Below are 15,961 nucleotides of genomic sequence, written 5' to 3'. Positions count from 1 at the left end.
AGCGTCCGCTCAGGCGATATCCATGTTGAATGTGCCGGCCTCTTCGTGAGCAAGCTCACTCCCACAGGTTTATCCGCTGCCCACAAAGTTCAGGCGCATCGCAAAACAGTGTGGGAGCGGGCTTGCTCGCGAAAGCGTCCGCTCAGGCGATATCCATGTCGAATGTGCCGGCCTCTTCGTGAGCAAGCCCACTCCCACAGGTTTATCCGCTGCCCACAAAGTTCAGGCGCATCGCAAAACAGTGTGGGAGCGAGCTTGCTCGCGAAAGCGTCCGGTCAGGCGATATCCATGTTGAATGTGCCAGCCTCTTCGTGAGCAAGCCCACTCCCACAGGTTTATCCGCTGTTCACGAAATTCAGGCTCACTCCTACAGGGGGATTTGGGGTGTTCAAGAAATTGCAGGCACAAAAAAACCCGCCGATTGGCGGGTTTTTTATCGGCTATCGAAGATTACTCTTCGATGTTGCCCATGGCGGTGGTGTTGAAGCCGCCGTCGACGTACATGATTTCACCGCTGATGCCCGACGCCAGGTCGGAGCACAGGAAGGCGCCGGCGTTGCCGACTTCTTCGATGGTAACGTTGCGGCGCAGTGGGGTTTGCGCTTCGTTGGCGGCCAGCATCTTGCGGAAGTTCTTGATGCCCGAGGCTGCCAGGGTACGGATCGGCCCAGCCGATACGCAGTTGACGCGGGTGCCGTCCGGGCCCAGGGAGCCGGCCAGATAACGTACGCCGGCTTCCAGCGAAGCCTTGGCCATGCCCATCACGTTGTAGTTCGGCATGGTGCGCTCGGCGCCCAGGTACGACAGGGTCAGCAGGCTGCCGTTGCGGCCTTTCATCATTTCGCGGCCAGCCTTGGCCAGGGCCACAAAGCTGTAGGCGCTGATGTCGTGAGCGATGCGGAAACCTTCACGGGTGGTGGCTTCGGTGAAGTCGCCGTCCAGTTGGTCGCCCGGGGCGAAGCCGACGGAGTGCACGATGCAGTCCAGGCCGTCCCACTTCTTGCTCAACTCTTCGAAGACCTTGGCGATTTCTTCATCGCTGGCCACGTCGCACGGGAAGCACAGCTCAGGGCTCGAACCCCAGCCCTGTGCGAACTCTTCAACGCGACCCTTGAGTTTGTCGTTCTGATAAGTGAAGGCAAGCTCAGCGCCCTCGCGATGCATGGCGGCAGCGATGCCGGATGCGATGGACAGCTTGCTGGCGACACCGACGATCAGTACGCGCTTACCGGCGAGAAAACCCATGTGTTGCTCCTCTTTCAGGTTATTGCGCAGTGGCTGGTGCCAAAAAAGCGGCTTCCAGCAACTGCTGTGTATACGGATGTTTGGGGGCGGCAAAAATATCTTGCGCAGCTCCCTGTTCGACCACTTGGCCATGCTTGACCACCATCAGCTGGTGGCTCAGCGCTTTGACGACAGCCAGGTCATGGCTGATGAACAAATACGTCAGGTTGTACTTGGCTTGCAGTGAACGCAACAGCTCCACCACTTGCCGCTGCACCGTGCGGTCGAGCGCGGAAGTCGGCTCGTCCAGCAGGATCAGCGCCGGTTTCAGCACCAAAGCCCGGGCAATGGCGATACGTTGCCGTTGCCCGCCGGAAAATTCGTGAGGGTAGCGGTGCCGGGTTTCCGGATCCAGACCTACCTCCTTCAATGCCGCAATAATCGCCGCTTCCTGCTCGGCCGCGGTGCCCATCTTGTGAATCCGCAGGCCTTCGCCAACGATGTCGCTGACGCACATCCGCGGGCTCAGGCTGCCGAACGGGTCCTGAAACACCACCTGCATCTCCCGACGCAACGGGCGAATCTCGTTCTGCGTCAGGCAGTCTAGCTGCTTGCCCTCAAAGCGAATGGCGCCTTTGCTGCCGATCAGCCGCAAAATCGCCAGACCCAGCGTGGATTTGCCGGAACCGCTTTCCCCCACGATCCCCAGGGTCTGACCCTGAGGCAGGCTGAAATTGATGCCGTCCACTGCCTTGACGTAATCCACCGTGCGCTTGAGCAGGCCTTTCTTGATCGGGAACCAGACTTTGAGGTTCTCGACTTCAAGCAACGGCGCCCCGATTTTATTGCTCGCCGGGCCCCCGCTGGGCTCCGCACCGAGCAATTCCCGAGTGTACGGATGCTGCGGCGAACGGAACAGCTCCGCGCACGATGCCTGTTCGACGATGCAACCGCGCTGCATGACACATACGCGATGCGCAATTCTTCGCACCAGGTTCAAATCGTGACTGATCAGTAGCAGCGACATGCCTAATCGAGCCTGAAGTTCCTTGAGCAAATCGAGGATTTTCAGCTGAACGGTCACGTCCAGTGCGGTAGTCGGTTCATCGGCGATCAGCAGTTCCGGCTCGTTGGCCAACGCCATGGCGATCATCACGCGCTGGCGCTGGCCGCCGGACAATTCGTGGGGCAAGGCCTTGAGGCGCTTGTGCGGCTCGGGGATGCCGACCATCTCCAGCAGCTCCAAAGTGCGCTTGGTCGCGACTTTGCCGCTCAGGCCCTTGTGGATGCCGAGGATCTCGTTGATCTGTTTTTCAATCGAGTGCAGCGGGTTGAGCGAGGTCATCGGCTCCTGAAAGATCATCGCGATGCGGTTGCCACGGATGTGGCGGATGGTCTTTTCGCTCAGGTCCAGCAGATTCTGCCCGGCATAGTTGATGCTGCCGGCCGGATGGCGGGCCAGCGGGTAGGGCAGCAGGCGCAGGATCGAGTGCGCGGTCACCGATTTGCCCGAGCCGGATTCGCCGACCAGCGCCAGGGTTTCGCCGCGTTTGATGTCGAAGCTCACGCCCTCGACCACCCGGTGCAGTCGCTCGTTGAGGCCGAACTCGACGGCGAGGTCGCGCACTTCGATCAGATTGTCCTGATTCATTTCACTTCCTCGGGTCGAAGGCATCGCGAGCGGACTCGCCGATAAACACCAGCAAACTCAACATCAGCGCCAGCACGGCAAACGCGCTCATGCCCAGCCACGGTGCCTGCAGGTTGGATTTGCCCTGAGCGACCAGTTCACCCAGCGACGGGCTGCCGGCGGGCAGGCCGAAGCCGAGGAAATCCAGCGCAGTCAGGGTACCGATGGCGCCGGTGAGGATGAACGGCATGAAGGTCATGGTCGAGACCATCGCGTTGGGCAGGATGTGGCGGAACATGATTGCGCCGTTCTGCATGCCCAGCGCCCGCGCGGCGCGCACGTATTCGAGGTTACGGCCGCGCAGGAACTCGGCGCGCACCACGTCGACCAGGCTCATCCACGAGAACAGCAGCATGATCCCCAGCAGCCACCAGAAATTCGGCTGGACGAAACTGGCAAGAATGATCAGCAGGTACAGCACCGGTAGCCCCGACCAGATCTCCAGAAAACGCTGCCCGGCCAGATCGACCCAGCCGCCATAGAAACCCTGCAGCGCGCCGGCAATCACGCCGATGATCGAACTCAACACGGTCAGGGTCAGGGCAAACAGCACCGAAATGCGGAAGCCGTAGATCACCCGTGCCAGCACATCGCGGCCCTGATCGTCGGTGCCCAGCAGGTTGTCCGCCGAAGGCGGGGCCGGGGCCGGGACTTTCAGGTCGTAGTTGATGCTCTGGTAGCTGTAGGGAATCGGCGCCCACAACACCCAAGCGTCCTTGGCCTTGAGCAGTTCGCGGATGTACGGGCTCTTGTAGTTGGCTTCCAGCGGGAATTCGCCGCCGAAGGTGGTTTCCGGGTAGCGCTTGATCGCCGGGAAATACCAGTTGTTGTCGTAATGCACCACCAACGGCTTGTCGTTGGCGATCAGCTCCGCACCGAGGCTCAGGCCGAACAGGATCAGAAACAGCCACAGCGACCACCAGCCACGCTTGTTGGCCTTGAACAGTTCGAACCGGCGGCGGTTGAGAGGGGATAGGTTCATCTCAATGCTCCCGGCTGGCGAAGTCGATGCGCGGATCGACCAGGGTGTAAGTGAGGTCGCCGATCAGTTTCACCACCAGACCGAGCAGGGTGAAGATGAACAGAGTGCCGAACACCACCGGGTAATCGCGATTGATCGCCGCTTCGAAACTCATCAGGCCCAGACCGTCGAGGGAGAAAATCACTTCCACCAGCAACGAGCCCGTGAAGAAGATGCCGATGAACGCCGACGGGAACCCGGCAATCACCAGCAGCATGGCGTTGCGGAACACGTGGCCGTAGAGCACGCGGTTGCGCGTCAGGCCCTTGGCCTTGGCGGTGACCACGTACTGCTTGTTGATCTCGTCGAGAAAACTGTTTTTGGTCAGCAGGGTCATGGTCGCGAAGTTGCCGATCACCAGCGCCGTCACCGGCAGTGCCAGGTGCCAGAAGTAGTCGAGAATCTTACCGCCCAGGCTCAGCTCATCAAAGTTGTTCGAGGTCAGGCCACGCAGCGGGAACCAGTCCAGATAACTGCCGCCGGCAAACACCACGATCAGCAGAATCGCAAAGAGGAACGCCGGGATCGCGTAGCCGATGATGATCGCGGAGCTGGTCCAGACGTCGAAGTGACTGCCGTGCCGCGTGGCCTTGGCGATCCCCAGCGGGATCGACACCAGGTACATGATCAGCGTGCTCCACAGCCCGAGCGAGATCGACACCGGCATCTTTTCCTTGATCAGGTCGATGACCTTGGCGTCGCGGAAGAAGCTGTCGCCGAAATCCAGCTGCGCGTAGTTCTTGACCATGATCCACAGACGTTCCGGGGCCGACTTGTCGAACCCGTACATGTGCTCGATTTCCTTGATCAGCGCCGGATCCAGGCCTTGCGCGCCACGATAGGCCGAACCGGCCACCGAGACTTCGGCACCGCCACCGGCAATGCGGCTGGTGGCGCCTTCGAAGCCTTCGAGCTTGGCGATCATCTGTTCCACCGGGCCGCCGGGCGCGGCCTGAATGATCACGAAGTTGATAAGCAAAATGCCGAACAGGGTCGGGATGATCAGCAGCAGTCGCCGAAAGATATACGCCAGCATCTGATTACTCCGTGCCCACAGGGTCGGCTTGCAGTTTGGTTTCGACTTCTATGGCGGGTTTCGCGTCAGGTTTGACCCACCAGGTGTTAATCCCGATGTCGTATTTGGGCGAGACTTTCGGGTGACCGATGTGGTTCCAGTACGCCACGCGCCAGGTCTTGATGTGCCAGTTGGGGACCACGTAGTAACCCCATTGCAGCACCCGATCCAGCGCTCGCGCATGGGCCACCAGGCTGCTGCGTGAATCGGCGTTGATCAGGTTTTCCACCAGTTGATCGACGATCGGATCCTTCAGGCCCATGGTGTTGCGGCTGCTCGGTTTGTCGGCGGCGGCGCTCATCCAGAATTCGCGCTGCTCGTTACCCGGCGAGTTGGATTGCGGGAAGCTGCCGACCATCATGTCGAAGTCCCGCGAACGCACGCGGTTGATGTACTGCGAAACGTCGACGCGGCGGATCACCAGGTCGATGCCGAGGTCAGCCAGATTGCGTTTGAACGGCAGCAGCACGCGTTCGAATTCGGTCTGTGCCAGGAGGAACTCGATGACCACCGGTTTGCCGTTGGCGTCGACCATTTTGTCGTCGACGATCTTCCAGCCAGCCTCCTGCAACAGCTGATAGGCCTCGCGCTGCTGGGCGCGGATCATGCCGCTGGCGTCGGTCTTCGGGTTTTCGAAGGCTTCGCTGAACACCTGCGCCGGCAGTTTGCTGCGAAACGGTTCGAGGATCGCCCGTTGCTCGGCGTCGGGCAGGCCGGTGGCGGCCATTTCCGAGTTTTCGAAATAACTGCGGGTGCGGAAGTAGGCACCGTTGAACAGCTGTTTGTTGGTCCACTCGAAATCAAACAGCAGGCCGAGCGCCTGACGCACCCGCACATCCTGAAACACCGGGCGGCGCAGGTTGAAGACGAAGCCCTGCATGCCGGTCGGGTTGCTGTTGGCGATCTGTTCCTTGATCAGCCGGCCTTCGGTCACGGCCGGGATGTTGTAAGCGTTGGCCCAGTTCTTCGCGGTCATTTCCAGCCAGTAATCGAACTGGCCGGCCTTCAGCGCTTCGACGGCGACGGTGTTGTCGCGGTAGTAATCGGTGGTCATCACATCGAAGTTGTAGAACCCGCGATTGACCGGCAGATCCTTGCCCCAGTAATCCTTGACCCGCTCATAGCGCACCGAGCGCCCGGCCTTCACTTCGGCGACCTTGTACGGGCCGCTGCCCAGCGGAATCTCCAGATTGCCTTTGGTGAAATCACGATTGGCCCACCAGTGTTTCGGCAGCACCGGGAGCTGACCGAGGATCAGCGGCAACTCGCGATTGTTGGTGTGCTTGAACTTGAACAGCACCTTGAGCGGGTCTTCGGCGATGACTTCGGCAACATCGCTGTAGTAACCGCGAAACAGCGGCGAGCCGTCCTTGGTCAGGGTCTGGAAGCTGAACACCACGTCTTCGGCGCGCACCGGATGACCGTCATGAAACCGCGCTTCCGGGCGCAGGTAGAAACGCACCCAGCTGTTGTCCGGGGCTTTCTCGATCTTTGCGGCAATCAGGCCGTACTCGGTGAACGGCTCGTCGAGGCTGTGCTTGGTCAGGGTGTCGTAGATCTGTCCAACGTCATCGGCCGGCACGCCTTTGCTGATGAACGGGTTGAGGCTGTCGAAGCCGCCAAACCCGGCCTGGCGAAAGATCCCGCCCTTCGGCGCGTCGGGGTTCAAGTAGTCGAATTGCTTGAAATCGGCCGGGTATTTCGGCGGCTCGTTGTACAGGGTCACGGCATGTTGCGGGGCGGCAATCGCCAGCCCGGCGAACAGCAGACCGCTCGCCTGCACGAGCAGGGCGCGGATGGGCATCATTTATTGTTCTCCGAAGATTTCAGCCACCACGCGCTCAGGCCCAGGGTGTAGGGCGGTGTGGTGACGAAAGCCAACCGGTTGCGGTAGGCCAGTCGGTGATAATTGAGGTACCAGTTGGGAATGCTGTAGTGCTGCCAGAGCAGCACGCGGTCGAGCGCCTTGCCGGCGGCGACCTGTTCGTCGCGGGTTTGCGCGGCGAGCAATTGTTCGAGCAGGTGATCGACCACCGGATTGGCGATGCCGGCGTAATTCTTGCTGCCCTTGACCCCGACCTGACTGGAATGAAAGTACTGCCATTGCTCCAGGCCTGGGCTGAGGGTCTGGTTGAGTGTCATCAGAATCATGTCGAAATCGAACTGGTCCAGGCGCTGTTTGTACTGGGCGCGATCCACCGTGCGCAGGCGCGCGTCGATGCCGATGCTGTTGAGGTTCTCGATGTACGGCTGAAGGATCCGTTCAAGGTTCGGGTTGACCAGCAGCAGTTCGAAACCCAGCGGCTGACCCTTGGCGTTTTGCAGGCGCTGGCCGTTGAGCTTCCAGCCGGCCTCGGCGAGCAGGGCCAGGGCCTTGCGCATGGTTTCCCGGGGGATGCCGCGGCCGTCGGTCTGCGGCAGGCTGAACGGCTCGGTAAACAGCTTCGCGGGTAACTGATCTTTATACGGCTTGAGCATCAGCCATTCATGCCCGACCGGCAGGCCGCTGGCGCTGAATTCGCTGTTGGGGTAGTAGCTGGTGGTGCGTTTGTAGGCATTGCTGAACAGCGCGCGGTTGGTCCACTCGAAGTCGAACATCAGGCCCAGCGCTTCGCGCACCTTGACGTCGCTGAAAGTCGCGCGCCGGGTGTTCATGAACAGGCCCTGACTCTGGGTCGGGATCTGGTGCGGGATCTGCGCCTTGATCACGTCGCCACGGCGCACCGCCGGGAAGTTGTAGCCGTTGGCCCAGTTCTTTGCCTGATGCTCGATGTAGATGTCGAATTCGCCGGCCTTGAAGGCTTCGAAGGCCACGTCGCTGTCGCGGTAGAACTCGACTTCCATGCGATCGAAGTTGTACTTGCCGCGATTGACCGGCAGATCCTTGCCCCAGTAATCCTTGACCCGCTCGAAAATCAGCTGCCGCCCCGGCGTCACCGAGGTGATGCGGTAAGGGCCGCTGCCCAGCGGTGGCTCGAAGGTGGTGGCCTTGAAGTCGCGATCCTTCCAGTAATGCTGCGGCAGCACCGGCAATTCACCGAGGCGCAGAATCAGCAGCGGATTGCCCGAGCGCTTCATCACGAATCGGATGCGCTGCGGGTTGAGGATGTCGACCCGCGACACTTCTTGCAGGGCGGTGCGGTACAGCGGGTGGCCGTCCTTGAGCAGCAAGCGATAGGAAAACGCCACGTCGTAGGCGGTGATCTGGGTGCCGTCGTGGAAACGCGCTTCCGGGCGCAGATTGAACACCACCCAGCTGCGATCTTCGCTGTATTCCACCGATTGCGCGATCAGTCCATAGCTCGACGCCGGCTCGTCACCGGACGGCGAATACTGGCCGGTGCCGACCATCAGCGGCTCGTTCAGCTCGTTGATGCCGTACTGCAGGAAATTCGGTGTCGTGACCGGGCTGGAGCCCTTGAAGGTGTACGGGTTGACCGTATCGAAGGTGCCGAACGCCATCACCCGCAACGTACCGCCCTTGGGCGCTTGCGGGTTGACCCAGTCGAAGTGGGTAAATCTGGCCGGGTACTTGAGCGTGCCGAACTGCGCATAACCGTGACTCTCGGTAATCGTCGCGCTTGCGGGTGAGCTCAAGGCCAGGCTGATCAGGAGCAGGAGGAGGGGACGCTTCAAGTCAGATCCGATCCAGGCGGCTTGGGCTTTGTGGGCCGTACAGTAACAGCTTGTCTGGACAGGAAAAAGATGCGGGTTAATGCTGTGTTAATGCAAAAAAAAGATCGCAGCCTTCGGCAGCTCCTACAGAGATCAATGTAGGAGCTGCCGAAGGCTGCGATCTTTTGATTTCAACTCAGTGCGGCTGGTAAACCGTGAGCATCTGCCCAGGCTTGAGGGCCTTGCCGGCACCCGGGTTCCAGCGCTTGAGATGCTGCATCTCGACGTTGAAACGCTTGGCCACGACGTACAGCGTGTCGCCACGCTTGACCTTGTACTGGGTCTGCTGCTGGCTGTCGGTCTTGCCTTTGGTCTTGCTGTTGGCGGCAATCACCGTGTTGACCCGGCCACCGCTGCGCGCCGGGGTGCGCTTGGTGTTGTCCTGCATCACCAGAGTCTGGCCGACCTTGAGGTTCTTGCCGGTCAGCTTGTTCCAGCGCTGCAGATCCTTGACTTCGACCTTGTTGGCCTTGGCGATGGAGCCGAGATTGTCGCCGCGTTTGACCCGGTAAGCGCGCTTGAGCTTCGCCACTTCACTCGGGTCGGCACCGTCGAACACCGGCTTCAGCGAGCGCGGGCTGATCAGCTCTTCAGGCCGCATGGTTTGCAGGCTGGCGGTCAGCAGTTGCGCCTTGGACGTCGGCACCAGCAGATGCTGGGGGCCGTCGATGGTGGTGCGCTGCTTGAAGGCCGGGTTGAGCTGGAACAGCTCGTCTTCGTCGATGTTGGCCACCGCCGCAACCTTGGACAGGTCCATGCGCTGGTTGATTTCGACGACCTGGAAATACGGTTCGTTGGCGATCGGGTTGAGGTTCACCCCGTAGGCTTCCGGCGCCAGCACCACTTGCGACAAGGCCAGCAGTTTCGGCACGTAAGCCTGGGTTTCCGCCGGCAACGACGACAGGTTCCAGTAGTCGGTCGGCAGGCCCAGCTTCTCGTTACGCTCGATGGCGCGGCTGACCGTGCCTTCACCGGCGTTGTAGGCCGCCAGGGCCAGCAGCCAGTCACCGTTGAACATGTCGTGCAGACGAGTCAGGTAGTCCATCGCGGCGGTGGTCGAGGCGGTAATATCGCGACGGCCATCATAGAAGCGGGTCTGGCGCAGGTTGTAGTAACGACCGGTGGATGGAATGAATTGCCACAGGCCCGAAGCGTCGGCCCGGGAATAGGCCATCGGGTTGTAGGCGCTCTCGATCACTGGCAGCAGGGCCAGCTCCAGCGGCATGTTGCGCTCTTCGAGACGCTCGACGATGTAATGAATGTAGAGACTGCCGCGTTCGCCGGCGTTCTCCAGAAAGGACGGGTTACTGGCGAACCACAGGCGCTGCTGCTCGATGCGCGGGTTGACGCCCAGGCTGTCCTGTAGCTGAAAACCACCGCGCATGCGCTCCCAGATGTCCTGAGGCACTTGCGGGCTGGGCTTTTCAGTCAGCCAGATCGGCTTCTGCTTGGCTCGCGCAGCAATGTTCGGCGTATGGGTCGCTTCAGGCTGTGGAGCATGGCTGGAGCAGCCCGCCAGCGTGGCGGACACAGCCACCGCGATGGCTTGAGCCAGGCGGGTCAATGCGTCTGAATTGACGGACTTACGTATGGATGACGACATTGGCTGGAAGTAAGTTCCGGGCAAAAATGTCGGGCGATTCTAGAAAGCGCACCCCCTGCGGTCAACCATTCAGAATTTTTGTACCAGGTGACAAGTCACTTAGAACGTATCTTTCCATGCCCGCAGAGCCGCAAAAACCTCACTCGGCGCCCGGTTTTGAGCGCCCGCCCGTTCGTCCACTTTTTGTGTAACTAATGTTTCAGCGGTGCGCAAAAACGGATTGGTGAGCTTTTCCAGGGCCAGGGTCGAGGGCAGGGTCATCACGCCTTTTTCCCGTTGCCGGGTGACTTTTTCCAGACGGGCGGCAATGTCCGGGTTGCTCGGTTCGACCGCCGCAGCAAACTTCAGATTGCTCAAGGTGTATTCATGGGTGCAATACACCAGCGTATCCTCGGGCAGGGCAGCGAGACGGCCGAGCGAGTGGTGCATTTGCTCCGGCGTGCCTTCGAACAGGCGTCCGCAACCGGCGGCGAACAGGGTGTCGCCGCAAAACAGCAGACCGTGGTGGTAATAGGCGATGTGGCCGAGGGTGTGACCGGGCACCGCAAAGACATCGAAGTCCCAGCCGAGCACGCTGACCGTGTCGTTGTCCTTGAGCGCCACGTCGCGCCCCGGGATGTTTTCGCTGGCCGGGCCGTAGACTTTGGCGCCGGTTGCCGCTTTCAGGCGTTCGACGCCGCCGACATGGTCATGGTGGTGATGGGTGATCAGAATGTCGCTCAGCACCCAGCCCTCGTGTGCCGCCAGCCAGGCCTGCACCGGCGCGGCATCGCCCGGGTCGACCACAGCGCAACGCTGGGTGCGGTGATCCTGTAACAACCAGATGTAGTTGTCGGTGAACGCGGGCAGGGCACTGATCTGTATCATCGTCGGAATTCGCCAAGCGGAAAACATTGGCGCATCTTAGAGCTTCTAGCGGCGTTGGAGAATGACATGACCGATAAAGCGTTCGCTCAGGCCGATCCCGACTGGCTGGCGTTGATCGGCGCGGCCCGTGAGTGGCTGGCCGGCCCGCTCGGGCAATTTCTGCTGGATGAAGAACGGCGCATGCTCGAAGACGAGTTGGGGCGGTTCTTCGGCGGCTATCTGGTGCATTACGGGCCGTCGGCCCAGACCCCGCCGTCGGCGCCGCAGGTGCAGCGTAACGTGCGGCTCGGCGCGCCGTTGCCGGGTGTCGAGATCGTCTGCGAGGAACAGGCCTGGCCGTTGAGCGAGCACGCCGCCGACGTGGTGGTGTTGCAGCACGGTCTGGATTTCTGCCTGTCGCCCCACGGTTTGCTGCGTGAAGCGGCGAGCAGCGTACGCCCCGGCGGGCATCTGCTGATCATCGGCATCAACCCCTGGAGCACCTGGGGCTTGCGCCACGTTTTCGCTCACGACGCGTTGCGCCAGGCACGCTGCATCTCGCCGTCGCGGGTCGCCGACTGGCTCAATCTGCTGGGCTTTGCGCTGGAGAAACGCCGCTTCGGGTGCTATCGTCCGCCGCTCGCGTCGCCCAAGTGGCAGGCCCGACTGGCCGGCTGGGAACGCAAGGCCGGCGACTGGCAACTGTCGGGCGGCGGCTTCTATTTACTGGTCGCGCGCAAGATCGTGGTTGGCCTGCGTCCGGTGCGTCAGGAACGCCGCGAGCCGATGGGCAAGCTGATTCCGCTGCCGATGGCCAAGGTCAACCGCCGTCGTATCGAACCGTAAACCTTCTTTTTATAGTGGCCGGACTTGCTCCGGCCGCGGCCATCGTCGATCCGCGATTGACGGGGCCAGGCATTTTTCTGGATAGAGTGGCATGAGCGAAAGCGTCGATAGCGTAGAACTGTTCACCGACGGCGCCTGCAAGGGCAACCCCGGCCCGGGCGGCTGGGGCGCCTTGCTGGTGTGCAAGGGCGTCGAAAAGGAACTGTGGGGCGGCGAAGCCAATACCACCAACAACCGCATGGAACTGCTCGGCGCCATCCGTGGCCTCGAAGCCTTGAAGCGGCCCTGCGAAGTGCTGCTGGTGACCGACTCGCAATACGTGATGAAGGGCATCAACGAGTGGATGGCCAACTGGAAAAAACGCGGCTGGAAGACCGCTGCGAAAGAGCCGGTGAAAAACGCTGACCTGTGGAAAGAACTGGATGAGCAGGTCAATCGCCACAAGGTCACCTGGAAGTGGGTGCGCGGGCACATTGGTCATCACGGTAACGAACGGGCTGACCAATTGGCCAACCGTGGGGTGGATGAGGTTCGCGGGTACAAGCAGAGCTGAGTCCCGCCGTTGCACCGAGTCGTGGCCTTCGCGAGCAAGCCCGCTCCCACACTGGATCTCCTGTGTATCAGGATTGTGCCCACCGCAGATCCAGTGTGGGAGCGGGCTTGCTCGCGAATGGAGCGACACGGTCTGACTGAAACACCCCCACCGAGCGTGTTAACATCGCCGCTTTTGCACGATTGACCCCGTTGAGAACTGAACACTGATGGCCACCAGATCCGTTGTACTCGATACCGAAACCACCGGCATGCCGGTGACCGATGGTCACCGGATCATTGAAATCGGCTGTGTCGAACTGATCGGTCGGCGCCTGACCGGCCGGCACTTTCACGTCTACCTGCAACCGGACCGCGAGAGTGACGAGGGCGCGATTGGCGTTCACGGCATCACCAACGAATTCCTCGTCGGCAAACCGCGTTTCGCCGAAGTCGCCGACGAGTTCTTCGAGTTCATCAACGGCGCGCAGCTGATCATCCATAACGCGGCGTTCGACGTTGGCTTCATCAACAACGAATTTGCCTTGATGGGTCAGCACGATCGCGCTGACATCACCCAGCATTGCACCATCCTCGACACCCTGATGATGGCCCGGGAACGTCACCCGGGGCAGCGCAACAGCCTCGATGCCTTGTGCAAACGTTATGGCGTCGACAACTCCGGCCGTGAACTGCACGGCGCCTTGCTCGACTCGGAGATTCTCGCCGACGTCTACCTGACCATGACCGGTGGCCAGACCAGCCTGTCGCTGGCGGGCAATGCTTCCGACGGCAATGGCACGGGCGAGGGCGCGGACAACTCCGCCACGGAAATTCGTCGTCTGCCGGCTGATCGCCAGCCTGCGCGGATTATTCGGGCGACGGAAGAGGAGCTGGCGGCGCATATGGCGCGGCTGGAGATCATTGCCAAGTCGGCGGGCGGTCCGGCGCTGTGGACGCAGATTGCCGAGGCTGATGCTCAGGCCTGAAAGATCAAAAGATCAAAAGATCGCAGCCTTCGGCAGCTCCTACAGGGGATCGCATTTCTTTGTAGGAGCTGCCGCAGGCTGCGATCTTTTGCTTTTGGCTGAGTGAAGCCAACTGGCCACCCTCGCCACTTTCGCTGCAACCCTCTACCCTGAGTGCATTGGCAGACTTTGATCCGCCGCCTCGGGACACTGAGCCTCATGTACAAAGATTTGAAGTTTCCGGTGTTGATCGTCCACCGCGACATCAAGGCCGACACGGTCGCCGGTGACCGTATCCGTGGCATTGCCCGGGAGTTGGAGCAGGAAGGTTTCAATATCGTTTCGGCCATCGACTACACCGAAGGGCGGTTGGTGGCGTCGACCCATCATGGTCTGGCGTGCATGCTGATCGCGGCCGAAGACGCCAGCACCAACTCGCACCTGCTGCAGAACATGGCCGAACTGATCGGTCTGGCGCGGGTGCGCGCGCCGGATCTGCCGATCTTCGCCCTGGGCGAACAGGTCACTCTGGAAAACGCCCCCGCCGATGCCATGGCCGAACTCAATCAGTTGCGCGGCATTCTCTACCTGTTCGAAGACACTGTGCCGTTTCTGGCGCGGCAAGTGGCGCGGGCCGCGCGCAAGTATCTGGATGGCCTGCTGCCGCCGTTTTTCAAGGCGCTGGTACAGCACACCGCCGATTCCAACTATTCCTGGCACACCCCCGGGCATGGCGGTGGCGTGGCTTATCACAAGAGTCCGGTGGGGCAGGCGTTTCACCAGTTCTTTGGCGAAAACACCCTGCGTTCGGATTTGTCGGTATCGGTGCCGGAACTCGGTTCGCTGCTCGATCACACCGGCCCGCTGGCTGAGGCCGAAGAACGCGCGGCGCGCAACTTCGGTGCCGATCACACGTTTTTCGTGATCAATGGCACCTCGACTGCCAACAAGATCGTCTGGCACTCGATGGTCGGCCGTGATGATCTGGTGCTGGTCGATCGCAACTGCCACAAGTCGGTGTTGCACGCGATCATCATGACCGGCGCGATCCCGCTGTACCTGTGCCCGGAGCGCAATGAGCTGGGGATCATCGGCCCGATTCCGCTGAGCGAATTCAGTCGCGAATCGATCCAGGCGAAGATCGACGCCAGCCCGCTGACCAAGGGCCGCGCGCCGAAAGTCAAACTGGCGGTGGTGACCAACTCGACCTATGACGGCTTGTGCTACAACGCCGAGCTGATCAAGCAGAGCCTGGGCAATAGCGTCGAAGTGCTGCATTTCGACGAGGCGTGGTACGCCTACGCAGCGTTTCACGAGTTCTTCGCCGGACGCTATGGCATGGCCACCTCGCGCACAGCAGACAGCCCGCTGGTGTTCACCACCCATTCCACGCACAAGCTGCTCGCCGCGTTCAGCCAGGCCTCGATGATTCATGTGCAGGACGGCGGTGCGCGGCAGCTGGACCGTGACCGTTTCAACGAAGCGTTCATGATGCACATCTCGACTTCGCCGCAGTACAGCATCATCGCTTCGCTGGATGTGGCCTCGGCCATGATGGAAGGCCCGGCCGGGCGTTCGCTGTTGCAGGAAACCTTTGACGAGGCGCTGAGTTTTCGCCGGGCGCTGGCCAATTTGCGCCAGCACATTGCGGCGGATGACTGGTGGTTCTCGATCTGGCAGCCGCCCGGCGTCGAAGGCATCGACCGGGTGCAGACCGAAGACTGGTTGCTGCAACCGGACGCTGACTGGCACGGCTTCGGCGAAGTCAGCGACGACTATGTGCTGCTCGACCCGATCAAAGTGACCCTGGTCATGCCCGGGTTGAATGCCGGCGGCGCGTTGAGCGAAAAAGGCATCCCGGCGGCGGTGGTCAGCAAGTTCCTCTGGGAGCGCGGGCTGGTGGTGGAGAAGACCGGGCTGTATTCGTTCCTGGTGCTGTTCTCGATGGGCATCACCAAGGGCAAGTGGAGCACGCTGCTCACCGAGTTGCTGGAATTCAAGCGCAGTTACGATGCCAACGTCAGTCTGGCCACTTGCCTGCCTTGCGTGGCGCAGCAAGACACCGCGCGCTATCGCGGCATGGGCCTGCGTGACCTGTGCGATCAACTGCACGCCTGTTACCGCAGCAACGCCACCGCCAAACATCTGAAACGCATGTACACGGTGCTGCCGGAAATCGCCATGAAGCCGGCCCACGCCTATGATCATCTGGTGCGCGGCGAGGTGGAGGCGGTGCCGATCGATGAGCTGGAAGGGCGGATTGCGGCGGTGATGCTGGTGCCGTATCCACCGGGAATTCCATTGATCATGCCCGGCGAGCGCTTTACCGAGGCAACCCGCTCGATCATCGACTACCTGAAGTTTGCCCGTACGTTCGATAGCAGCTTCCCCGGTTTTGTCGCTGATGTGCATGGACTGCAACATGAAGATGAAGGCAATGGACGGCAGTACACCGTCGATTGCGTCAAGGAATGAGGACTTT

Annotated in this window: 12 protein-coding genes; 4 read left to right on the top strand and 8 right to left on the bottom strand. The window is 61.1% G+C overall.

Features of this window, described 5'->3' with window-relative positions:
* Nucleotides 1-450: 450 nt before the first annotated feature.
* From fabI to gloB, 8 genes are all read right to left on the bottom strand, one after another.
* Nucleotides 451-1,245, bottom strand: a complete 795-nt coding sequence (gene fabI / locus CKW11_RS23710; protein WP_003202751.1) for an enoyl-ACP reductase FabI — start codon at nucleotides 1,243-1,245, stop codon at nucleotides 451-453.
* A gap of 19 nt (nucleotides 1,246-1,264) precedes the next feature.
* The gene (locus tag CKW11_RS23705; RefSeq protein WP_095139629.1) at nucleotides 1,265-2,875 is read right to left on the bottom strand and encodes an ABC transporter ATP-binding protein; all 1,611 of its coding nucleotides are present in this window, start codon (nucleotides 2,873-2,875) and stop codon (nucleotides 1,265-1,267) included.
* 1 nt (nucleotide 2,876) lies between these two features.
* Nucleotides 2,877-3,896 carry an ABC transporter permease gene (locus tag CKW11_RS23700; protein WP_064587187.1) on the bottom strand — a complete coding sequence of 340 codons (1,020 nt, stop codon included), beginning with the start codon at nucleotides 3,894-3,896 and terminating at the stop codon, nucleotides 2,877-2,879.
* Between the two features lies 1 nt (nucleotide 3,897).
* A complete protein-coding gene (locus tag CKW11_RS23695) occupies nucleotides 3,898-4,971 on the bottom strand; it encodes a microcin C ABC transporter permease YejB (RefSeq protein WP_095139628.1) in 1,074 nt (357 codons plus the stop codon).
* Nucleotides 4,972-4,975: 4 nt separating this feature from the next.
* On the bottom strand, nucleotides 4,976-6,817 hold the full coding sequence (locus CKW11_RS23690) for an extracellular solute-binding protein (RefSeq protein WP_095139627.1): 1,842 nt from the start codon (nucleotides 6,815-6,817) through the stop codon (nucleotides 4,976-4,978).
* Nucleotides 6,814-8,646 carry an extracellular solute-binding protein gene (locus CKW11_RS23685; RefSeq protein ID WP_095139626.1) on the bottom strand — a complete coding sequence of 611 codons (1,833 nt, stop codon included), beginning with the start codon at nucleotides 8,644-8,646 and terminating at the stop codon, nucleotides 6,814-6,816. Before CKW11_RS23685 ends, CKW11_RS23690 begins: the two co-directional genes overlap by 4 nt.
* A 175-nt stretch (nucleotides 8,647-8,821) precedes the next feature.
* Entirely contained in the window at nucleotides 8,822-10,288 is a 1,467-nt protein-coding gene (locus CKW11_RS23680) for a LysM peptidoglycan-binding domain-containing protein (RefSeq protein WP_095139625.1), read from the bottom strand.
* A 99-nt stretch (nucleotides 10,289-10,387) separates the two neighbouring features.
* Nucleotides 10,388-11,155, bottom strand: coding sequence for a hydroxyacylglutathione hydrolase (gene gloB / locus CKW11_RS23675; protein WP_095139700.1), 768 nt, complete (start codon nucleotides 11,153-11,155; stop codon nucleotides 10,388-10,390).
* A 66-nt stretch (nucleotides 11,156-11,221) separates the two neighbouring features.
* Between gloB and CKW11_RS23670 the strand changes: the two genes are divergently transcribed.
* The 4 genes from CKW11_RS23670 (at nucleotide 11,222) to CKW11_RS23655 (ending at nucleotide 15,954) form a co-directional block, all read left to right on the top strand.
* Entirely contained in the window at nucleotides 11,222-11,980 is a 759-nt protein-coding gene (locus CKW11_RS23670) for a methyltransferase domain-containing protein (RefSeq protein WP_003224159.1), read from the top strand.
* A gap of 91 nt (nucleotides 11,981-12,071) precedes the next feature.
* Nucleotides 12,072-12,533 carry a ribonuclease HI gene (rnhA, locus tag CKW11_RS23665; protein ID WP_003224162.1) on the top strand — a complete coding sequence of 154 codons (462 nt, stop codon included), beginning with the start codon at nucleotides 12,072-12,074 and terminating at the stop codon, nucleotides 12,531-12,533.
* Between the two features lie 208 nt (nucleotides 12,534-12,741).
* On the top strand, nucleotides 12,742-13,500 hold the full coding sequence (gene dnaQ / locus CKW11_RS23660; RefSeq protein WP_007965849.1) for a DNA polymerase III subunit epsilon: 759 nt from the start codon (nucleotides 12,742-12,744) through the stop codon (nucleotides 13,498-13,500).
* Between the two features lie 198 nt (nucleotides 13,501-13,698).
* Nucleotides 13,699-15,954 carry an Orn/Lys/Arg decarboxylase N-terminal domain-containing protein gene (locus tag CKW11_RS23655; protein ID WP_095139624.1) on the top strand — a complete coding sequence of 752 codons (2,256 nt, stop codon included), beginning with the start codon at nucleotides 13,699-13,701 and terminating at the stop codon, nucleotides 15,952-15,954.
* Nucleotides 15,955-15,961 lie beyond the last annotated feature (7 nt).

The sequence above is a fragment of the Pseudomonas sp. Irchel s3a10 genome, from assembly GCF_900187525.1.
Lineage (GTDB): Bacteria > Pseudomonadota > Gammaproteobacteria > Pseudomonadales > Pseudomonadaceae > Aquipseudomonas > Aquipseudomonas koreensis_G.
Note: the sequence above shows the minus strand (reverse complement) of the source record. Positions and strands in the feature narration are given on the sequence as shown.

Excerpts from the sequence above, each read along its gene's own strand:
- CKW11_RS23695 (WP_095139628.1), bottom strand. The coding sequence starts at position 4,971 with ATGCTGGCGTATATCTTTCGGCGACTGCTGCTGATCATCCCGACCCTG.
- CKW11_RS23690 (WP_095139627.1), bottom strand. The coding sequence starts at position 6,817 with ATGATGCCCATCCGCGCCCTGCTCGTGCAGGCGAGCGGTCTGCTGTTC.
- CKW11_RS23655 (WP_095139624.1), top strand. The coding sequence starts at position 13,699 with ATGTACAAAGATTTGAAGTTTCCGGTGTTGATCGTCCACCGCGACATC.
- CKW11_RS23680 (WP_095139625.1), bottom strand. The coding sequence starts at position 10,288 with ATGTCGTCATCCATACGTAAGTCCGTCAATTCAGACGCATTGACCCGC.
- CKW11_RS23705 (WP_095139629.1), bottom strand. The coding sequence starts at position 2,875 with ATGAATCAGGACAATCTGATCGAAGTGCGCGACCTCGCCGTCGAGTTC.
- gloB (WP_095139700.1), bottom strand. The coding sequence starts at position 11,155 with ATGATACAGATCAGTGCCCTGCCCGCGTTCACCGACAACTACATCTGG.
- CKW11_RS23670 (WP_003224159.1), top strand. The coding sequence starts at position 11,222 with ATGACCGATAAAGCGTTCGCTCAGGCCGATCCCGACTGGCTGGCGTTG.
- dnaQ (WP_007965849.1), top strand. The coding sequence starts at position 12,742 with ATGGCCACCAGATCCGTTGTACTCGATACCGAAACCACCGGCATGCCG.
- fabI (WP_003202751.1), bottom strand. The coding sequence starts at position 1,245 with ATGGGTTTTCTCGCCGGTAAGCGCGTACTGATCGTCGGTGTCGCCAGC.
- rnhA (WP_003224162.1), top strand. The coding sequence starts at position 12,072 with ATGAGCGAAAGCGTCGATAGCGTAGAACTGTTCACCGACGGCGCCTGC.
- CKW11_RS23700 (WP_064587187.1), bottom strand. The coding sequence starts at position 3,896 with ATGAACCTATCCCCTCTCAACCGCCGCCGGTTCGAACTGTTCAAGGCC.